The sequence below is a fragment of the Streptomyces sp. NPDC091371 genome (genome assembly GCF_040684275.1).
GTDB lineage: Bacteria > Actinomycetota > Actinomycetes > Streptomycetales > Streptomycetaceae > Streptomyces.
Window position 1 is genome coordinate 90164 of record NZ_JBFBFP010000009.1, and the last position, 18040, is coordinate 108203.

Annotated in this window: 19 protein-coding genes; 12 read left to right on the forward strand and 7 right to left on the reverse strand. The window is 73.5% G+C overall.

What is annotated here, in order from left to right:
- Positions 1–244 precede the first annotated feature (244 nt).
- On the forward strand, positions 245–1453 hold the full coding sequence (locus AB0O21_RS13265) for a glycosyltransferase family 2 protein (protein WP_365170288.1): 1209 nt from the start codon (positions 245–247) through the stop codon (positions 1451–1453).
- Positions 1454–1466: 13 nt separating this feature from the next.
- Positions 1467–1652: a hypothetical protein gene (locus AB0O21_RS13270; protein ID WP_365170291.1), complete on the forward strand. Its 186-nt coding sequence runs from the start codon at positions 1467–1469 to the stop codon at positions 1650–1652.
- A 109-nt stretch (positions 1653–1761) separates the two neighbouring features.
- Here AB0O21_RS13270 and AB0O21_RS13275 read toward each other — a convergent pair whose 3' ends face one another.
- Entirely contained in the window at positions 1762–2535 is a 774-nt protein-coding gene (locus tag AB0O21_RS13275; RefSeq protein ID WP_365170294.1) for a DUF6227 family protein, read from the reverse strand.
- Between the two features lie 192 nt (positions 2536–2727).
- Between AB0O21_RS13275 and AB0O21_RS13280 the strand changes: the two genes are divergently transcribed.
- Entirely contained in the window at positions 2728–3378 is a 651-nt protein-coding gene (locus AB0O21_RS13280; protein ID WP_365170297.1) for a vitamin K epoxide reductase family protein, read from the forward strand.
- Between the two features lie 109 nt (positions 3379–3487).
- Here the strand turns inward: AB0O21_RS13280 and AB0O21_RS13285 are convergent, their stop codons facing one another.
- A complete protein-coding gene (locus tag AB0O21_RS13285; RefSeq protein WP_365170300.1) occupies positions 3488–3898 on the reverse strand; it encodes a rodlin in 411 nt (136 codons plus the stop codon).
- A 270-nt stretch (positions 3899–4168) separates the two neighbouring features.
- Here AB0O21_RS13285 and AB0O21_RS13290 point away from each other — a divergent pair, with 270 nt between their 5' ends.
- Together AB0O21_RS13290 and AB0O21_RS13295 are read left to right on the forward strand one after the other, a co-directional pair.
- Positions 4169–4657, forward strand: coding sequence for a hypothetical protein (locus tag AB0O21_RS13290; RefSeq protein ID WP_365170303.1), 489 nt, complete (start codon positions 4169–4171; stop codon positions 4655–4657).
- 150 nt (positions 4658–4807) lie between these two features.
- On the forward strand, positions 4808–5047 hold the full coding sequence (locus tag AB0O21_RS13295; RefSeq protein ID WP_365170306.1) for a chaplin: 240 nt from the start codon (positions 4808–4810) through the stop codon (positions 5045–5047).
- 77 nt (positions 5048–5124) lie between these two features.
- On the opposite strand, the gene AB0O21_RS13300 is transcribed toward AB0O21_RS13295, so the two are convergent.
- The 5 genes from AB0O21_RS13300 to AB0O21_RS13320 all read right to left on the reverse strand — a co-directional run bounded on the left by AB0O21_RS13300 (position 5125) and on the right by AB0O21_RS13320 (position 8204).
- A complete protein-coding gene (locus AB0O21_RS13300; protein WP_365170309.1) occupies positions 5125–5475 on the reverse strand; it encodes a hypothetical protein in 351 nt (116 codons plus the stop codon).
- A 197-nt stretch (positions 5476–5672) separates the two neighbouring features.
- Positions 5673–6839, reverse strand: a complete 1167-nt coding sequence (locus tag AB0O21_RS13305) for a chaplin (RefSeq protein WP_365170311.1) — start codon at positions 6837–6839, stop codon at positions 5673–5675.
- Between the two features lie 119 nt (positions 6840–6958).
- Entirely contained in the window at positions 6959–7192 is a 234-nt protein-coding gene (locus AB0O21_RS13310; RefSeq protein ID WP_365170314.1) for a chaplin, read from the reverse strand.
- 228 nt (positions 7193–7420) lie between these two features.
- Positions 7421–7831, reverse strand: coding sequence for a rodlin (locus tag AB0O21_RS13315; RefSeq protein WP_365170317.1), 411 nt, complete (start codon positions 7829–7831; stop codon positions 7421–7423).
- Positions 7832–7949: 118 nt separating this feature from the next.
- Positions 7950–8204: a chaplin gene (locus AB0O21_RS13320; RefSeq protein ID WP_365170320.1), complete on the reverse strand. Its 255-nt coding sequence runs from the start codon at positions 8202–8204 to the stop codon at positions 7950–7952.
- Positions 8205–8378: 174 nt separating this feature from the next.
- On the opposite strand from AB0O21_RS13320, the gene AB0O21_RS13325 reads away from it, so the two are divergent.
- The 7 genes from AB0O21_RS13325 to AB0O21_RS13355 are packed head-to-tail and all read left to right on the forward strand — an operon-like array spanning position 8379 to position 18040.
- Positions 8379–9461 (forward strand): DUF3344 domain-containing protein, encoded by a 1083-nt coding sequence (locus AB0O21_RS13325; protein WP_365170323.1) that lies wholly within the window; start codon positions 8379–8381, stop codon positions 9459–9461.
- A gap of 17 nt (positions 9462–9478) precedes the next feature.
- Positions 9479–10675, forward strand: coding sequence for a glycosyltransferase (locus AB0O21_RS13330; RefSeq protein WP_365170326.1), 1197 nt, complete (start codon positions 9479–9481; stop codon positions 10673–10675).
- 2 nt (positions 10676–10677) lie between these two features.
- Positions 10678–12189, forward strand: a complete 1512-nt coding sequence (locus tag AB0O21_RS13335; RefSeq protein WP_365170638.1) for an exopolysaccharide biosynthesis polyprenyl glycosylphosphotransferase — start codon at positions 10678–10680, stop codon at positions 12187–12189.
- Positions 12189–13754: an O-antigen ligase family protein gene (locus tag AB0O21_RS13340; protein ID WP_365170329.1), complete on the forward strand. Its 1566-nt coding sequence runs from the start codon at positions 12189–12191 to the stop codon at positions 13752–13754. Before AB0O21_RS13335 ends, AB0O21_RS13340 begins: the two co-directional genes overlap by 1 nt.
- A complete protein-coding gene (locus AB0O21_RS13345) occupies positions 13751–15901 on the forward strand; it encodes a lipid II flippase MurJ (protein WP_365170331.1) in 2151 nt (716 codons plus the stop codon). The genes AB0O21_RS13340 and AB0O21_RS13345 overlap by 4 nt, the downstream gene beginning before the upstream one ends.
- Positions 15891–16667 (forward strand): polysaccharide deacetylase family protein, encoded by a 777-nt coding sequence (locus tag AB0O21_RS13350; RefSeq protein ID WP_365170334.1) that lies wholly within the window; start codon positions 15891–15893, stop codon positions 16665–16667. Before AB0O21_RS13345 ends, AB0O21_RS13350 begins: the two co-directional genes overlap by 11 nt.
- A complete protein-coding gene (locus tag AB0O21_RS13355; RefSeq protein ID WP_365170337.1) occupies positions 16664–18040 on the forward strand; it encodes a glycosyltransferase in 1377 nt (458 codons plus the stop codon). The genes AB0O21_RS13350 and AB0O21_RS13355 overlap by 4 nt, the downstream gene beginning before the upstream one ends.

The following is an 18040-nucleotide window of genomic DNA, read 5'->3' on the forward strand; positions in this document are numbered from 1 at the left end:
CCGAGAGCCGGATACGTGTTCAAGGTCACGCCCGCCTGATTCCGCGGTACTTGGATGTCGATCTTGTCACGTTTTGTCAGATGGAAACGGCGTGCAGTCGACCGAAAGTGCCCCGCGAATTCACCGAATGACCGGAACTGGCCAGTGATGCCAAAACGGGTCTGCTGTAACTTCTCCGTGGGGGATCGCAAGCTCGGCGCCAGACGCCGGCTTTTGCGTGTGAACGTTAATGGGGGAGTACGCCTTGTCAGGCACTATCGAGCGTCGGCGTGCCCGCCGCGCGCGCGGCTCGCACGCCCAAACGGCGCGCGCGGCTTCGCGCAGCCGGCACCGCAGAGGCCGGGGCGCGCCCGACACCGCGGGCGACGAGACGCTGTACGACACCGTCATCCTCGTGCCCGCGCGGAACGAGGAGCTCGGGGTCCTCACGTCGCTGGAGTCGCTCGCCGGCCAGACCCGGCGCCCCGACCTCATCATCGTGGTGGTCAACAACTCGACCGACCGCACCTTCGACTTCGCGCAGCAGTTCGCGGACGACGAGCGCACGCCGCCGACGGTCGTCCTGGACCTCCCCGACAACCCGCACAAGAAGGCGGGGGCCCTCAACTACGGCCTCGGCTGGCTCCGGGAAGCCCTCGGCGGGCGGCTGACCAGCGCGGTTCGGCACGTCCTGGTCATGGACGCCGACACGGAGCTGCACCCGAAGTTCATCGAGCGGGCCCGCAACGTCATCTCCTCGGACCCCGAGCTCGGCGGCGTCAGCGCCGCCTGCCTCGGCCGTACCGGGCTGTGGCGCAACCCGTGGCAGCGCTACCTCCTCGGCATGCAGATCATCGAGTACGGCCGGGCCGCCAACTCCCGGTACCGCAAGGACGTCCACACCATGTCCGGGGCCGGCTCCTTCTACCGGTCGGAGGCCCTGCAGAGCCTGCTCGACTGGCGGGGCGAGGTCTTCTGGGAGGATCACGCCAATCTCGTCGAGGACTACGAGACGACCCTGGCGCTCAAAGAGTCCGGCTGGAAGGTGACCGCCAACCAGCTCTGCATTGCGTACACCGACCTGATGCCCACGCTGCGCGAACTCATCCAGCAGCGTGAGCGGTGGAGCCGGGGCACCGTGGACACCCTGCGCGCCCGCGGCTGGACGAAATTCACCTGGCACTCCATCTGCACGATGATTCTGGCGCTCCTCGGATCCGCCTACGTTCTGGGATGGGGGACCTCGCAGCTGTGGCTGGCCGCGAAGCACGGCTTCTCCGCCCAGCCCGTCTTCCTCGTCCTCGTCGGCTTCTGGATCGTCTATCCCGCTCTCCGGGTACGGAATCTCGGCTGGAAGGCAATGCTCGTCGAAGCCTCGCTGCTTCCGGAGCTCGTGTACACCGTGGTCCGGACCTATTGGCTCGTCTCGTCCCTCGTCAAGTCGTACGTGACCCGGGTTTCCGCCTGGAAATGAACCAAGGAGAGTAATGAATCCCCTCAAGGGCCTGGGGGTCTGCGTGGTGCTCGCGGGCATCGTTTACGCGCTGACCAAGGTGGAGGACGTCGCCCTGCTGTTTTTCGTCCTCAGCATCGGGATCATCGGGGTGTCGCTGTTCACCTACGCGGCGTCCGTCAGGCGGCGGCGCAACGACTATCGAGTCGCCGGAGAATAGACGCCTCCGATTTCCGCCGCTTGCGCGAACGGCCCGCCGGATTGTCCGGTGGGCCGTTCGTCGTTCCCCGTTCGTCGTTCGCCGTTTGGCGCCGCACGGATCGGCGATGTCACCGCACCCGCGCGCGCAGCTCCATCGCTCCGCGCGCCGCCGCCTCGCTCTCGTACACCTCGCACATGTGCCGCCCGTCCGGCGTCGCCGTGTGCTCGACCTCCCACAGGCTGAACTCCGTACCGTCCAGCAGGACGAAGGCGTGCTCGTAGAGGCTGAAGCCCGCGTCCCGCCCGTCGAGGCGGCACTGCCGGGTGCCGAACGCCTGCGTGATGTGGTGCGCGTACGCCGACCGCAGCAGCGACGCGACCCGCTCGCCGGGCCGGTCCGCGTTCTCCGCGCGGCGCAGCACCCGCCGGGCGTGGTCGGCGGACTGCTCCACCGCGTACTCCCGGTGCCGCTGCGCCGACGCCGAGGCCGCGAAGAGCGCGCTCAGCACGGCGACGTCGTTCTCCGGGTGATCGTCGCCCGGCAGCAGCGCCGGCTCCAGCGCCGTGTCGGCCGCGGCCGCGCCGAACAGCCGGGCCACGGCCAGGCAGGTCTCCGCCTTGCTCGCGAAGACCTCGTGCCGGACCGTGCGGTCGCGCTCGCCCAGCCGGTAGGAGAGCTCCCACAGGGAGACCGAACCGCCGTCCGCCAGCAGGTAGGTGTGCCGGTGCGTCTCGCGCCACACCCCCGTCGCCGGGCTGTGGTGGGTGGTGTACAGCGAAGAGCTGTGGGCGAGGGCCGTGCCCAGGCGCTCGACCAACCGGTCGGGCAGGTCGAAGGAGTTGAGGGTGCGGCCGAGGAGTCGGTCGAGGTGCGCCTCGGTTGTCTCGTACGGATCGCTCAAGGTGGGTCTCCAGGCCGTCGCAGCTTGTCACTTCGCGGGAGCTCAACGTAGCCCCTGGCTCTGACATAACGTCCGGGCTTCGGTAAAACGTCCGGGAACCAACCGTGGTTCCCGCCACCCCTTCAGGTCAACTTGCGTACGAAGAGGCATGGTTCGGCCCGGTCTGTGGTGGAGCGCGGGACGATGGCCCGCATGGCAACGAATACAGTGGGCGTCCCGCGCCAGCAGGAAAGGCCCGGCAGTCGACACGAGGGCGGACCGCAGGCCGCGGGAGCCGCTCCGAAGGGCCTGGCCTGGCTGCTGGCCCTCACCGGGGCGGCCGGACTGCTCGCCTCCTGGGTGATCACCCTCGACAAGTTCCTCCTGCTGGAGGACCCCGACTTCAAACCGGCGTGCAGCCTCAACCCGGTGGTCTCCTGCGGCAGCGTGATGCAGAGCGAGCAGGCGGCGGCGTTCGGCTTCCCCAACCCCATGCTCGGGCTGGTTTCCTACGCCGTCGTGGTGTGCGTCGCCGCGGGCCTGCTGGCCGGCGCCCGCTACCGCGGCTGGTTCTGGCTCGGCCTGCACGCGGGAACGCTCTTCGGCGTCGGCTTCTGCACCTGGCTGATGATCCAGTCCCTCTACGAGATCAACGCGCTCTGCCTGTGGTGCTGCCTGGCCTGGTTGGCGACCCTGCTGATGTTCTGGGCGGTCACCGCGCACAACGTCCGTACGGGCGCACTGCCCGCACCCGGCCCGGTGCGCGGCTTCTTCGACGAGTTCGGCTGGGCCCCGCCCGCCCTGCACACCGGGGTGATCGGGATGCTGATCCTCACCCGGTGGTGGGACTTCTGGACCGGATGACCCCGCCGCGTACGGCGGGACGCGCGAGGGCCCCGGCAGCTGGACGCTGCCGGGGCCCTCGTCGCTCTACGCGGGCGGGGTTCCCCCGGACGAAGTCCGGGGGAGGAGATCAGCTGCCGACGGAGCCGTTGCCCGAGAGGACCGGGATGTTGTCCAGGATGTGCGAGAGCGGCTCGTCGCCCTTGGCCTGGGTGGAGTTCTCGGTGCACTGCTGGTTCTGCGGGTTGGACAGGACGTTGATGTCCTGGACACCGACGTTGACCAGGGCGACCAGGGACTGGGCGTTGACCTTCGCCGGCAGGCCGATGCAGGGCTTGTTCAGGGTGCCCTGGACCAGGCCGAGCTGCGGGCTCTGGTCGCCGTGGGTCTTCTGGTTGCCGTAGATCTGCGTGGCACCGTTGCCGTTGATGGTGTTGATGCCGTTGTCGTTGCCGATGGCCATGGCCGGGGCAGCGGCAGCGGCGCCCGCGCCGACCGCAACGGCGGAGACCGCGGCGGCGGTCATGAACTTCTTGAACATCTTGATCCTTTTGTCGCACGAGTGCCCGCTGATGGAGCGCCCTGGTCAACTGCCCTGCCGGGGGGTTGGTTCCGGTCCTTCACTCAAACGGCCCGCGTGCCGAGGTCTTTTCCCCGGAGGGGGTGAGGCTTCTGCGGACGCGTGCGCGAAGCCCGTACGCACCCCTCAGCCGTTCAAGATCCGGTTGCGCTCCGTGCGAGGTGTTCGCACGGTGAGTGAGGAAGCGGATCGCTCTGGTCCGCTTGTATGCCACCACCAGAAGGAACACCCATGCACCGCACCAAGCCGTCCCGCGCCCGCATGATCGTCCCGTCGGCCCTCGCCGTCGTCATACTGACCGGCGCGGCCGCCCCCGCGGGCGCCGCGGACGGTGCGGGCGCCGGCGCGCTCGACAAGCGAGCGGCGGCCGTCCAGCGGCAGATCGAGGAGGTGGAGAGCCGGGCCGCGGCCGCCGGCCCGATCGACGACCTCCTCGCCGGCCTCACCAAGACCCTCGAGGACCTCCTCAAGTCGGTGGGGGGCCTGCTGCCCGGCGGGCTGACGCTGCCGCCGATCCAGCTGCCGAAGCTCCCGGACCTCAAACTCCCGGACCTGTCCGGCATCATCCCCAAGCTGCCGGAGCTCCCGCCGATCGACGGGATCGCGCCCGCAGTGCCGGCGGCCCCGCTCGCACCGCCGGCGGAACTCGCGCCCGAGGTCCCGGAGATCCCCGAGATCCCCGAGATCCCGGACATCCCCGAGATCCCCGACCTCTGGTAGCGCAGGACGGACCGGACCCGCGCGCGGCCACGGCCGTTGAGCTGAACAGGTCTGATCTCGCGCGAGACCGTGTCGTCGGGGAAGGTGGGCCGTTTCGCTCGATGTGAGCCCCGGATCGGGGCAGAACATCGAACAGAAGGTGCACTCCCCATGAACTCTGCCAAGAAGGCCGCCCTGGTCCTGGCCACCGCTGGTCTCGCTGCGGCCGGTGCCGCCGGCTCCGCCATGGCCGACTCGTCGGCCGACGGCGTGGCCGCGGGTTCCCCCGGTGTCCTCTCGGGCAACCTCGGCCAGGTCCCGATCCACATCCCGATCAACGTCTGCGGCAACTCCGTGAACGTCATCGGCGCGCTGAACCCCGCGTTCGGCAACGTCTGCGTCAACGACTGACGTCGGCGGCAGGACGGCTCAACCGACTGTGGGCGCCCCGGCCTTGCCGGTGGCGCCCACAGTCGTCTCCGGGCGGCTCAGCCCTGACCGCCGTTGAGGTCGATGCCGCCGAGCATGGGGGACGCCTGGGTGGCGCCGTTCGCGAGGCCGAGGACCGTGCCCGGCACGTCGTTGCGGACCTTGTTGACCTTCTGGGCCGTGCCGACGACCTTGTTGACGGCGTCGCCCTGCTCGGCCAGCGCGTTGCCCACGGTCTGCGGGGAGGACTCGGAGACGGAGTTGGCGGCGTTCAGCACCTCCGTCGCCCCGCTGGTCAGGCTCATCGGGGGCATCGCCGCGGCCGGGGCATCGGCGGCGAAGGCGGGGGCGGAGGCGCCGAGGGCGGCTACGGAGCCGACGACGACAGCGGCGACCTTCGAGAGCTTCATTGTCGAAATCCTCTTCTTTTCTCGTGGGCAGAGGCGTCGGCGGCGACCGTCGCGTCGCCGCTTTCGCCCTGCGTAACGATCGCCCGCCGGTACGGAAACGCGGAAGGGCGCGGTGCGGGGTGTGGTCATGACAGCGGCCGGAGAATCCGATGATGGATTCTCCGGCCGGTATTTCTTCTGATTACCGGTATTGCCGGTCAGGCGATCCGCGAGCGCCGGTACAGAATGGCGCCGCCCAGGATCAGGGCCGACGCGAGGGCCGCCGCGGCCGCCGGCTGACCCGCACCGGTCTCGGCCAGCACGGGCGCGGTCAGCTGCGCCGGTACGGGAACGGGCGCGGGCGCGGGGGCCTGCGGAGCCGGAGCCGGGGCGGGGGCCGGGGGCAGGTGTACGGGGACGTCACCCGCGGGGGCGGCCGGCGGCTGGTCGGCGGGCCGGTCCACGGGCTGGCTCCCGTGCGGCGGCCGGGGCGCGGGCGCCTCCTCCACGTCGGGCGTGGGGGCGGGGGCCTGCGGTGCCGGGGCGGGGAGCGGCTGCGGAGCCTCCTCGGCCGGGGCCGGTACGGGCGCCGGAGCGGGGAGCGGCGCGGGGGCCTCGGGGGCCTCGGGGGCCGGTGCGGGCGCCGGGAGCGGGGCGGGGGCTTCCTCGACCGGGGCCTCGGGAGCCGGGGCCGGAGTCGGCGCGGGGGCCTGCTCGACGGGTGCCTCCGGGACCGGGACCGGCGCGGGGGCGGGGAGCGGCTTGGGGGCCTCCTCGACCGGGGCCGGGGCCGGCTGCGGGGGAGCGGGAGCGGGGGGAGCCGGATGCGGTGCGGGGGCCGGGTGTTCCGCCTCGGGCCGGGGCTGGGGGTGGTCGTCGCACTCCTCCTCGCCCGGCGGCTGCTCTTCGGAGCCGCCGTAGCCGCCCTCGTCGCGGTGGTCCCGACGATCCGGCTGGTCTCGCCGGTCCTGCTGGTCCGGGTGTTCGTACTGGTTCCGGGGGGACTCCTGGCGCTGTTCCGGCACCCGGTGCCGGGCCTCGCGCGCGTCGAGGTGGCGCTCGAGGGCCTCGGCGTTCTCGGGGCTGAGGTAGCGCGAGTAGTCGTACTCGTCATCGCTGTGCGAGCCGGTCGTGGTGGCGCACGTGTTGCCCATCGCGGGGTTGAGTCCCGCTCCGGCGTCCACGCTGTTGCCGCACACGTTCGGCGCGAAGGTGATCGGTACCGAGACGCTGTTGCCGGCCAGTACGCCCGGCGAATGCGAGGCCTCGGCCGTCGCTCCGGGGTGTGCGTAGGCCGCACCGGTCGCGATCGACAGCAGACTCGACGCGGCTGCCGCCGTGAGCATCCCCTTGCCCAGTACCTGTCGGCTCAGTACCTGTCGCATGGGTCCTTCCCTGTCTACCGGCGCTGCGCCGGTGCTGAATCGAAGGTGGCCTCGGAGTGCACCGCCGTGCACTCCGAGGCCACCCCGAGGAGGTTGCCCTTGCGGGCACAAGAGCTTCGTCAGGCGTTGACGCAGGTGTTGCCGAACGCCGGGTTCAGCAGGGCGATCACGTTGACGGTGTTGCCGCAGACGTTGACCGGGACGTGCACCGGGACCTGGAGCAGGTTGCCGGAGAGGACGCCCGGGGAGCCCACGGCCTTGCCGTCGGCGGCCGCGTCGGCCATGGCGGGGGAGGCGGCACCGGCTGCCATCAGAGCGCCGGCGGCCAGCACCACTGCCTTCTTGTACGTCATTTGATTTCGATCCTTCCCGCAGAGGCGTATCCACTGCAGAATTAACAACGAGCGGTCGGAGGAAAAGAAACCACAGATTTTCGGCGATGGCCCGGTATTTCACTCCGATGCCCTGCTCGAATTCTGGTTCCAGTTCTCCGCTGGATTTATGGAGATGTTTTTCGGTAGTTCACACGCGGCGAGGCCGCCGCGACCCGAAGGTGCGACGGCCTCGCGGGCCGGGCTCGGTCAGCTGCCGGCGGAGGCGTTGCCGGAGAGCACCGGGATGTTGCTGAGGATGTGCGAGAGGGCCTCGTCACCCTTGGCCTGGGTGGAGTTCTCGGTGCACTGCTGGTTCTGCGGGCTGGACAGGACCGGGATGTCCTGGACGCCGACGTTGACCAGGGCCAGCACGGACTGGACGTTGGCCTTGGCGGGCAGGGCGATGCAGGGCTTGTTGAAGGAGCCCTGGATCAGTGCCATCTGCGGGCTCATGTTGCCGTAGGTGGCCTGGTTGCCGTAGATCTGCGAGGCGCCGTTGCCGTTCACGGTGTTGATGCCGTTGTCGTTGCCGATCGCCATCGCCTGCGGCGCCATGGCCGCGCCCATGCCCACGACCGAGGCGGCAACCGCGGCCGAGGCCATCATCTTCTTGATCATTGTCGTCCCTTATTTGCAGGATTGCCCGGTAGTGGAGCACCCGGATCAACGGCCAGGCCCCGGTTCGGGTTGCGTGGCTTCACCCGGATGCAGCCGTTTCGGGCGGCACGGTTGACGGTCAGGCGTTCACGCAGGTGTTGCCGAACGCCGGGTTCAGCAGGGCGATCACGTTGACGGTGTTGCCGCAGGCGTTGATCGGGACGTGTACCGGGACCTGGCCCAGGTTGCCGCTCAGGACGCCGGGGGACTCGCCGGTGAAGCCGTCCGCCGTGGCGCCTCCCCCGCCGTGCGCGGAGGCGAGGCCCGCGCCGCCCATCAGCATGGCGACGCCCGCGACGGCCATGGTGGTGCCGCGCACCAGCCTCTTCTTCATCTCCGTAATTCCTTTCGGTTCGAACAATGGTGCAAGCCATAACGACCCGCCGGTCCGGAGGGTGCGCGTTATCGCCCGAAAGGCCGTACGGGCGAGTCCGACGTGATTTCCAGCCCGATTTCTGACAAAGTGCACTCCTGTTTTGGCACGGTGATCGAAAGTGGAGACAGGATCATGGGTTCCTCCCGCAGAATCCTCGGCACGCTCGGCTTGCTGTCCTGCCTCACGCTTTCCGCTTCGCCCGCTTCGGGCGCCCCTTCTCCGAAAGAGCTGCCCCGGGTCGCGTTCACCGAGCGTTATCAGGCCGTGCAGCACGGCGGGCTGGTCCGGGCGTCCAACTCCGCCATCGGCTGCCGCAAGGAGCAGTCCCCGGAGGCCGAGCCGTGCGCCGACGTCAAGCGGGGGGCGGCGGGGGTCAACGGCGACTTCGAGATGTTCTACAGCGAGGTCGACACGGACCCGGACACCTACAACTCCACCCGGGCCGAGCTCAAGGTCCCGCAGGGCTCGAAGGTCTCGTACGCCCGGCTCTACTGGGGCGGGAACCTGCGGGTGGGCGAGCAGAAGCCGCCGCGGGACAACGGCCGCGTGCTGGTCGCCGAGCCGGGCGGGGCCTACAAGGAGGTCCTCGCCGACACGGTGATCGGCCACCGCGCCGACGCGGGCAGCGACGCCTACCAGGCCTCCGCCGACGTGACCCCGCTGGTGCGCAAGGGCGGGGCCGGGATGTGGACGGTGTCCCAGCTGAACGTCGCCATGGGCCACTCCGAGGTGGGGGCCTGGGGCGGCTGGACCCTGGTCGTCGCCTATGAGCACCCGAAGGAGCCGCTGCGCCGGATCTCGCTGTGGGACGGCTTCGAGGCGCCGGCCGCCCGGGCCGGCGGCGGGGTCGTCGGGATCGAGGGCCTGCAGGCGCCGCCCGGGGCCGCGGGGAAGGTCGGGCTGGTCGGTTACGACGGGGACCGGGGGGTCCTCGGGGACTCACTCACCGTGACGTCCGACAGCGGGCGGCGGGTGGTCCTCGGCGATGCAGAAAATCCTTTTAATGATGTTATGAATTCCACGGTCACGGAATTCGGGGATCACTCGTTCGTGCGACAGCCCGAACATATTAACAATCTCGGATATGACGCGGACGTGTTCGACCTGAGTCCCGCCCTGTCCGGTGGCGCCCGCAGCCTGAACTTCACGTTCACGGGCGAAAGTCAGGGTCATTTCCTCGGTGTGCTCTTCGTTCAGACAGACGCGCGCCGCTGAACGTAGGAGCACTCCACGTGCCCACACAGCCACGGGCCGAACGGCCCACCACCGTCCTCCACCTCGTCCAGCCCGTCGACGGCGGTGTGGCCAGGGTCGTCACCGACCTCGTCCGCGCCCAGACCGCCGAAGGCCTGCGCACCGTCGTCGGCTGCCCGCGCGGCGGCGTCCTCGCCGACGCCGCCCGGGACGCCGGCGCCGAGGTGCTCGCCTGGCGCGCCGGGCGGGCCCCCGGGCCCGGGCTGCCCGCCGAAGTCCTGGGCGCCCGGCGGCTGCTGCGCCGCGTACGGCCCGACCTGCTGCACGCCCACAGCGCCAAGGCGGGACTGGCCGGGCGGCTCGCCGCGCGCGGCGCCGTACCCACCGTCTTCCAGCCCCACGCCTGGTCCTTCGACGCCGTCGGCGGGGCCACCGCCGCCCTCGCGCTGCGCTGGGAGAGGTACGGGGCCCGCTGGGCCGACCGGGTGCTCTGCGTCAGCGAGGCGGAGCGCCGCGCGGGTGAGGGCGAGGGGATCACCGCCCGCTGGTCGGTGATCCGCAACGGCGTCGACCTGGACCACTTCCGCCCCGGCGCGCCCGACCCCGGCCAGGACAAGGCCCTGGCCCGCGCAGGACTGCCGCTGCCCGCCGCCTTCCGGGGTGACGGGCCCCTCGCCGTCTGCGTGGGCCGGCTCTGCCAGCAGAAGGGCCAGGACGTGCTGCTGCGCGCCTGGCCGGAGCTGCTGGGCACCGTGCCCGGGGCCCGTCTCGCCCTCGTCGGCGACGGCCCCGACACCGAACGGCTGCGCCGCGCGGCAGCGCCCTGCGGCACGAGCGTGATCTTCGCGGGAGCCGCCCCGGACATCCGACCGTGGCTTCGGGCCGCCGATCTCGTTGTACTGCCGTCGCGGTGGGAAGGCATGGCGCTCGCCCCGCTCGAAGCCATGGCCTGTGGCCGCCCGGTCCTGGTCTCCGACGTCAGCGGGGCCCGCGAGAGCCTGCCGCCCGGCCAGGGACGCCTGTGCCTGGTACCGCCGGAGGACCCGACGGCCCTGGCCAAGGCCCTGGGAGGGCTGCTCGCCGAGCCGCGGCTGCTCGCCGAACTCGGAGAGCAGGCCCGGCAGCACGCCCGGACCGACTTCGACGTGCGGCGGACCACGGACGCGGTCACCGGTCTGTACCACGAACTGCTGGGCCGGCCCCGGCCCTTGAACCAGGAGCGCAGCACCCGATGACGATGGACAGCGCACCCGCCCGGCGGCACACCGGGCAGGGCGGCACGGGGCCCGGGTTGGCGCCTGCGCCGGATACAGCGGCACGCCGTGCCGCGACCGCCATCCACCCCCCGCGCGGGCCCAAGGCCGACCGGGCCCGGCCCGCCGTGCGCCCGCAGCGGATCCGCCGCCGTGGGCAGGTGCTCCCGCTGCTCACCGCCGACGCGCTGGCCGGCGTACTGACCGTGACGGCCCTGCCCGCACCGGCGCTGCCGGCCGGGGCGCTCGTTCCCGTACCCCTGCTGCTCGCGGCGCTGCACGCGCAGGCCGGGCTGTACCGGCCGCGGCTCGCCCCCTCCGCGCTCCGCGAACTGCCCGCGCTGGCCGGACGGTCCGCCGTCGTGTGGTGTACGGCCGCCGCCGTCGCGGCCGCCGTCGACCCGGGCCGGGCGCTGGGCTGGAGCGCGCTGCTGGCCGCCGTCTGCCTTCAGGTCGTACTGACGTGCGCGGGACGCGGGTTCGCCAACCAGTGCCGGCGCCGCACGGCCGTGCGCAGGCCCGCCTCCGCCCTCGTCGTCGGACCCGGCGCCGGGGCGGGCGCGGTGGCCGCCGCCCTGCAGGGGCGGCCCGAGTTCGGGCTGCGGCCGGTCGGGCTCGCCGACCCGGCGGGCGCCGCCGAAGGGGACGCCGGCGCCCTGCCGGTGCTCGCCACCCACGAGGACGTGCGGCGCGCGGTCATCCAGAACTCCGTGCGGCACGCGGTGTTCACCCGCCCGCCGGAGGCCGACGAGCGCACCGCCTCCCTGGTCCGGCTGTTCCACGACCACGGCTGCCGGCTCTGGCTCGCCGACCCGGCCGGCACGGCCAAGGTCACCGGCATGCGGGTGGCCTGCCCCGGCGACCAGTTGTGGGGGTACGCCGTGCAGCCGCTGCTGCCGCGCCCGGCCCGGCCGGTGGAGCGCTGGGCGAAGCGGGGCATCGACGCGCTGCTCGCGCTGGTCGCGCTCGTCCTCGCCGCGCCCGTGATGGCCGCGTGCGCGCTCGCCGTACGGCTCGGGGACGGGCCGGGGGTGATCTTCCGGCAGGAGCGGGTCGGCCTGTACGGGCGGCCGTTCACCCTGCTGAAGTTCCGTACGCTGCGCGCCGACGCGCACGAGGCCGCCACCCGGTGGACGGTCGCGGGGGACCGCAGGATGAGCGCGGTCGGCTCCTTCCTGCGCAAGTCCTCGCTGGACGAGCTGCCGCAGCTGTGGAACGTCGTACGGGGTGACATGAGCCTGGTCGGCCCGCGTCCCGAACGGCCCTTCTTCGTGGCCAAGTTCTCCACCGTCCACCCCGGCTACGAGGCCCGGCACCGGATGCCGGTCGGCATCACCGGGCTGGCCCAGATCAACGGCCTGCGCGGGGACACGTCCATCGAGGACCGGGCCCGCTTCGACAACCACTACATCGACACCTGGTCGCTGTGGCAGGACCTGTGGATCCTCGCCCGCACCGCGGCCTCCTTCTTCCGCTTCCGGCTGGGGGGCAGCTGATGAGCCTCGCCGTATCCCTCACGGGCGGGCGGCCCGGTCTGCCGGTGCTGCTGCGGCGGCACTGGCCGCTGCTGCCGCTCGCGGCGACCGTGCTGTTCCTCCTCGCCCCGCTCCCGGCGGGGGACGCGACCGCCTCCGGGAAGGTCGGCCCGGCCGACGCGGCCTCGCTGCTGCTGGTGTTCGTGTGCGCCGTCCAGGCGCTGCGGGGCCGGGTGCGGGAGCTGACCCCGCTGGGCGTGCTCGTGCTCGGGGCGCCGGGGGTCGGGCTCGCGGTGGCGACGATGACGGCGGGGGACCCGTACGCGGCCCTGCCGGGCTTCGTGCGCTACCTCCAGGTCTTCGTCCTGGTCCCGGCGGCGGTGGTGCTGCTGGTGCGCGACGCGGGGGAGTTCCGGCTGGCCGCCGGGTGCTTCGTGGTGCTGGCGCTGGTGCAGGGCGCGGTGGGGGTCGTGCAGTACGCGACCCACACGGGGGCCTCGTACCAGGGCGAGGACATCCGCGCCGTGGGGACCTTCGGCCCCGGTGACGTCATGGGCATGGCCACGGTGGTGGCGTACGGGCTGATCGTGGCGACCGCGGTGGCGCTGGCGCCGGGGTCCCCGGGGCGGGTGCGCAGGATCGCCGGGGGCGCCGCGCTGGTGCTGGTGGTGCCGCTGGTGCTGTCGTTCAGCCGGGGCGCGTGGATCGCCACCTCGGCGGCGGCCCTGCTCGTCATGGTCCTGGCCGGGATCCGGCGGGCCCTGAAGGTGCTGGCCGCGCTGGGCGCGGCCGGGGTGGTCCTGGTGGGCGGGCTCGGGGTCGGCTCCGAGATGGCCGCCGAGCGGCTGGCCTCGATCACCCAGGTGTCGAGCGCGCCCGACCAGTCGGTGACCGACCGCTACACGATGTGGGCCGCGGCCGAGTCGATGTGGCGCGAGCGGCCGGCGGCGGGGGTCGGGCTGAAGGGCTTCCCGGCCCACCGGGACGGGCACTCCTCGCTGGCGCTGTCCTCCGGCAGCGACACCGCGGGCGCGGGCCAGGGGTACGTCCGCCAGCCGCTGCTCTCCCCGCACAACATGTACCTGCTCGTCCTGAGCGAGCAGGGGCTGATCGGCCTGACCGCGCTGGCGGGGGGCTGGGCGGTGCTGGTGGTGGCGGGCCTGCGCCGGGTCGCCTCCGGCGGGGCCGGCGGGGCCGGCGGGGTGCGGGACTGCGGCCTGATCGCGCTCGGGCTGCTCGTGTGGCAGCTGACCGACTTCCTGTACGCGGACATCGGCGGGCCGTCCACGGTCCTGACCGGCGTGATCATCGGCCTGGCGGCCTGGTGGGCCCTTCCCTCCCGGGGGGCGGGCGGCGGGTCCGGCTCCGGCGCGGGTGCATGGGGCGGGGTGCGGGGGATCGCCGGTCGAGGCGGCGGCCGCTCGCGCGCTGCCGCGGGTTCCGCCGGCGGAGGTTCGGGGTCCGGTGCCGGTGCGCGGGGCGGGGATTCGGGAGGCCGCTCGCGCGGGGGTGCGGTTGCTGCCGCGGGCGGGCGCGGGGGCCATCCGGCCGGTACGCGCGCCGTGCCGGGTACGGACGGCCGGTGACGGACACGACGCCTTGGCGGCCCGCCGCCGGCCCCCCGGCCGGAGCGGGCCCCACCCATGTCCCGGCCGTCCCGGACCCCGGGTTCGTGACCGGGGGGCTGCCGCGGGCGGCCGACGGCGCGGCCGGGTCGGGTTCCGGTCCGGTGGGCGCGGGGCGGCCGGATGCCGGCCGGGTGCCCGCGGTGCCGGATCCCGGGTTCGTGACCGGGGCGCTGCCGCGGGCGGCCGACGGCTTGGCGGAGCCGGCCGGGTACGGGACTGGGACCGCCCGTGCCTCCGGGACCGGGCCGATGCGCGTGGCGGGCCCGCCGGAGTACGGCCCCGTCGGGTACGCCGGTGGCGACCCAGGGCCGCGGAGCGTGCGGATCGCCGCGCGGGCCGGTGGCCCGGTGCGTGCCCGAAGCGGGCCGGGGCCGGGCGACGGCCAGGACCTCGGGAGCGGCGGCCCGGCCGCGCGCGTGCGGGCCCGGGGGCGCTTCGGCTGCGCCCGCCGCACGGGCGAGCCCCCCACGGCCGCGCCCCCCACGGCCGCGCCGCCCGGCGGGAGCGCCCCGCTCGGGCGGTTCCTGGCCAAGGCCGCCGCCGTCACCGCCGGGCTGACCGCGGCCGGGGCGGTGTTCGGGCTGGTGCGGGACCAGACCATCGCGCACCTCTTCGGGGCCGGGCACGACAGCGACGCCTTCCTGATCGCCTGGACCGTGCCGGAGATGGCCTCGACCCTGCTCATCGAGGACGCCATGGCGCTGCTGATGGTGCCCGCCTTCAGCCACGCCCTGGCCCGGCGGGCCTCCGGCAGGGCCGGGCTCAGCCGCCGCGAGGCCCGCGCGCAGGATCCCGTACGGCTGCTCGTGGGGGCGACCCTGCCGCGGCTGCTGGTGTTCCTGGCCTTCGTCGCGGGCCTGCTCGTGCTCGCCGCGCCGGCCGTCGTCTCCGTGCTCGCCCCCGGCCTGCCCGATCCCGGGCTGGCCGTCCAGTGCACCCGGCTCACCGCCCTGACCGTGCTCTCCTTCGGAGTCGCCGGGTACTTCAGCGCCGCGCTGCGCGCGCACCGCTCCTTCGTACCGCCCGCCGCGATCTACGTCTCGTACAACATCGGCATCATCGGGACGATGGTCGCCCTCCACGCCCTGTGGGGGGTCCGCGCCGCCGCCGCCGGGGTCGCCGTCGGCGGGCTGCTGATGGTGCTCGTCCAGCTGCCGTCCTTCATCAGGAACGTCGGCTTCGGCCCGCCCCGGGCCAAGGGCGCCGCCCGCAGCCAGCGCGACCGCGACCGGCCCACCCTCCTCGCCTTCGGGGTCATCGCGCCGGTGATCTTCTTCGCCGTGTTCCGGCAGTCCCAGGTGCTCGTCGAGCGGTTCCTCGCGGCGTCCCTGCCGCCCGGGGCGATCTCCCACCTGAACTACGCGCAGAAGGTCGCGCAGATGCCGATGGTGCTGTCGCTGATGATCTGCACCGTCACCTTCCCCGTCGTCGCCCAGGCCATGGCCGGCGGGGAGCGGGAGAAGGCCCGGCGCCGCGTCGAGCGGGACCTCGCGCTGGCCGCGCTCGCCGTGCTGATGGGCAGCGCACTGGTCATCGGCTACGCGCCGCAGATCATCCAAGTGCTGTTCGAGCGGGGCGCCTTCACCCGTCAGGACACGCTCGCCACGGCCTCCGTGATGCGGGTGTACGGGCTCGGGCTCCTCGGCCACTGCCTCGTCGGGGCGCTGTCCCGGCCCTTCTTCTCGACCGCCCGGCCCACCTGGTTCCCGGCGCTCGCGATGGGTGCCGGGCTCCTCGTCAACATCGTGGCCGGCGCCTTCGCCGTCCGCTGGTGGGGCACCTGCGGCATCGCCGCCGCCAACGCGGCCGGAATCACCACGACCGCGGTGCTGCTGCTCACAGGCCTCGGCTCCCGCATCATCGCCATCCAGGTCCGCCGGGTCGCCGTCAGCATCGGCCGGCTCGGCGTCGCCGCCGTCGCCGCCTGCGCCACCGGCTGGATCGCGGGGCCGATGATCCCCGACCCGCTGCTCAGCGCGGCGCTGGGCTGCCTGCTCGTCCCGGCCATGTTCGGGGCCACCGGCATGGCCATACACGCCCTCGAAGTCACCGCCCTGCCCGGTCAGATCTCCCAGCTCACGCAGAGGTTCCGCAATGTCCGCTGACACCGACACGGCGCCCGCCGCCGTGGTGGACCCACCCCGCCGGACCGCCTCGCCGTGGGTCCTCATGTACCACTCGGTCGCCGAGTTCACCGACCCCGCCGAGGACCCGTACGGGATCACCGTCACGCCCGCCGCGCTGGAGGCCCAGCTGCTGTGGCTGCGCTCCCGGGGGCTGCGCGGGGTGTCCGTCGGCGAGCTGCTGAGGGCCCGAGCGGCCGGGCGCGGCGCCGGGCTGGTCGGGCTGACCTTCGACGACGGCTACTCCGACTTCCTGACGCGGGTGCTGCCGCTGCTGCGCCGGTACGACTGCACCGCCACCCTCTTCGTGCTGCCCGGGCGGCTCGGCGTGGACAACGTGTGGGACCCGCTGGGGCCGCGCAAGGCCCTGCTCACCGCCGAGGGCGTCCGCGAAGTCGCCGAATCCGGGCAGGAGATCGGCTCGCACGGGCTGCTCCACCAGGACCTCACCGCGGCCGCCGACGACGTCCTCCAGCAGGAGCTGCGGGGCAGCCGCGACCTGCTGCGGGAGCTGACCGGGACGCTGCCCGAGGGGTTCTGCTACCCGTATGGGCACCTCGACGCCCGCGTCGTCGAGGCGACCCGGGCCGCCGGGTACGCGTACGCCTGCGCCATCGACCCCGGTCGGCTCGCCGGCCCGCACGCGCTGCCGCGCACGCACGTGAGCCAGGCCGACGGGGGCGCGCGGCTGCGCCTGAAGCAGCTGCGGCACCAGGTGCGGGAGCTGCGGCGGGTGGTCCTGCCGTGAAGGCCCTGCACATCATCACGGGGCTCGGCGTCGGCGGCGCCGAGCAGCAACTGCGGCTGCTGCTGCGGCACATGCCGATGCGGTGCGACGTCCTGACGCTGACCAACCCCGGGCCGGTGGCCGAGGGGCTGCGCGCCGACGGGGTGCGGGTCGTGCACCTGGGCATGCACGGCAACCGGGACCTGGGGGCGCTGCCGAAGCTGGTGCGGTTCATCCGGCGCGGCCGGTACGACCTCGTGCACACCCACCTCTACCGGGCCTGCGTGTACGGGCGCCTCGCGGCGCGCCTCGCGGGCGTCGGGGCGGCCGTGGCCACCGAACACTCCCTCGGGGAGGGCGAGATCGAGGGGCGGCCGCTGACGGGCGGGGTGCGGGCGCTGTACCTGGCCAGTGAGCGGCTCGGCGCGGCGACGGTCGCGGTGTCCGACACCGTCGCCGCCCGGCTGGAGGCGTGGGGGGTGCCGGCCGAGCGGGTCCACGTCGTCCCGAACGGGATCGAGGCCGTCCGCTTCCGCTTCGAGGAGGGGGTGCGGCGCGGGACCCGGGCCCGGACCGGGCTGCCCGAGCGGGCCTTCGTGGTCGGCGGGGTCGGGCGGCTGGTGCCGGGCAAGCGGTTCGACGTACTGGTCCGGGCGGTCGCGGCGCTGCCGGCGGCGCACCTGCTGCTCGCGGGGGACGGGCCGGAGCGGGCCTCCCTGCGGCGGCTGGCCGCGGAGCTGGGCGCGCAGAGCCGGATCCACCTGCTGGGGGAGCGGGACCCGCTCGGCGACAGCGCGGACGGGCGCACGCCGGGGATCCCGGCGCTGCTCGCCGCCATGGACGTCTTCGTCTCCCCTTCGCGGGAGGAGGCGTTCGGGCTGGCCGTGGTCGAGGCGTTGGCGGCGGGGCTGCCCGTGCTCCACGTGACCTGCCCGGCCATCGACGACCTGCCGGCCGCGCAGGCGCCCGGGGCCCGGCGCATCGGTACCGGTACGGAGGAGCTCGTCGCGGCCCTGCGCGGGCACATGGAGGCGGGCGCCAAGCGGCTGCCGCCGCCGCCGGTGGTCCGGCGCTACGACATCGCCCGCAGCGCGCGGCAGCTCCTGGACGTGTACGCCCTGGCCCTGGACACCCCCCTGGGCGCCCCACCCGCGGCCGCGGGGGCGGTGCCGGATCCGCTCGCGGCGCGGGCCACCCGGGGCTCCGCCCCGGACCCCGCGCCTCAAACGCCGGCGGGGCTGGAGGTGTCCCCGGCGGGGTTCGGGGCGGAGCCCCGGGAAACGGAGGAAGGGCGGGGCGGGGAGCAGCTCCGCGCAGCGGCCCTCCCGCACCCCGGGACCGGCACGGCCGGCACCCCGGCGGCAGGGCGGTCAGGCGGGGCCGACACCGACTGA

What these genes read in the sequence shown, in the direction of transcription:
- AB0O21_RS13315 (WP_365170317.1), bottom strand. Translation starts at nt 7,831, where the DNA reads ATGATCAAGAAGATGATGGCCTCGGCCGCGGTTGCCGCCTCGGTCGTG.
- AB0O21_RS13290 (WP_365170303.1), top strand. Translation starts at nt 4,169, where the DNA reads ATGCACCGCACCAAGCCGTCCCGCGCCCGCATGATCGTCCCGTCGGCC.
- AB0O21_RS13310 (WP_365170314.1), bottom strand. Translation starts at nt 7,192, where the DNA reads ATGACGTACAAGAAGGCAGTGGTGCTGGCCGCCGGCGCTCTGATGGCA.
- AB0O21_RS13350 (WP_365170334.1), top strand. Translation starts at nt 15,891, where the DNA reads ATGTCCGCTGACACCGACACGGCGCCCGCCGCCGTGGTGGACCCACCC.
- AB0O21_RS13300 (WP_365170309.1), bottom strand. Translation starts at nt 5,475, where the DNA reads ATGAAGCTCTCGAAGGTCGCCGCTGTCGTCGTCGGCTCCGTAGCCGCC.
- AB0O21_RS13295 (WP_365170306.1), top strand. Translation starts at nt 4,808, where the DNA reads ATGAACTCTGCCAAGAAGGCCGCCCTGGTCCTGGCCACCGCTGGTCTC.
- AB0O21_RS13305 (WP_365170311.1), bottom strand. Translation starts at nt 6,839, where the DNA reads ATGCGACAGGTACTGAGCCGACAGGTACTGGGCAAGGGGATGCTCACG.
- AB0O21_RS13285 (WP_365170300.1), bottom strand. Translation starts at nt 3,898, where the DNA reads ATGTTCAAGAAGTTCATGACCGCCGCCGCGGTCTCCGCCGTTGCGGTC.
- AB0O21_RS13325 (WP_365170323.1), top strand. Translation starts at nt 8,379, where the DNA reads ATGGGTTCCTCCCGCAGAATCCTCGGCACGCTCGGCTTGCTGTCCTGC.
- AB0O21_RS13270 (WP_365170291.1), top strand. Translation starts at nt 1,467, where the DNA reads ATGAATCCCCTCAAGGGCCTGGGGGTCTGCGTGGTGCTCGCGGGCATC.
- AB0O21_RS13335 (WP_365170638.1), top strand. Translation starts at nt 10,678, where the DNA reads ATGGACAGCGCACCCGCCCGGCGGCACACCGGGCAGGGCGGCACGGGG.
- AB0O21_RS13340 (WP_365170329.1), top strand. Translation starts at nt 12,189, where the DNA reads ATGAGCCTCGCCGTATCCCTCACGGGCGGGCGGCCCGGTCTGCCGGTG.
- AB0O21_RS13280 (WP_365170297.1), top strand. Translation starts at nt 2,728, where the DNA reads ATGGCAACGAATACAGTGGGCGTCCCGCGCCAGCAGGAAAGGCCCGGC.
- AB0O21_RS13320 (WP_365170320.1), bottom strand. Translation starts at nt 8,204, where the DNA reads ATGAAGAAGAGGCTGGTGCGCGGCACCACCATGGCCGTCGCGGGCGTC.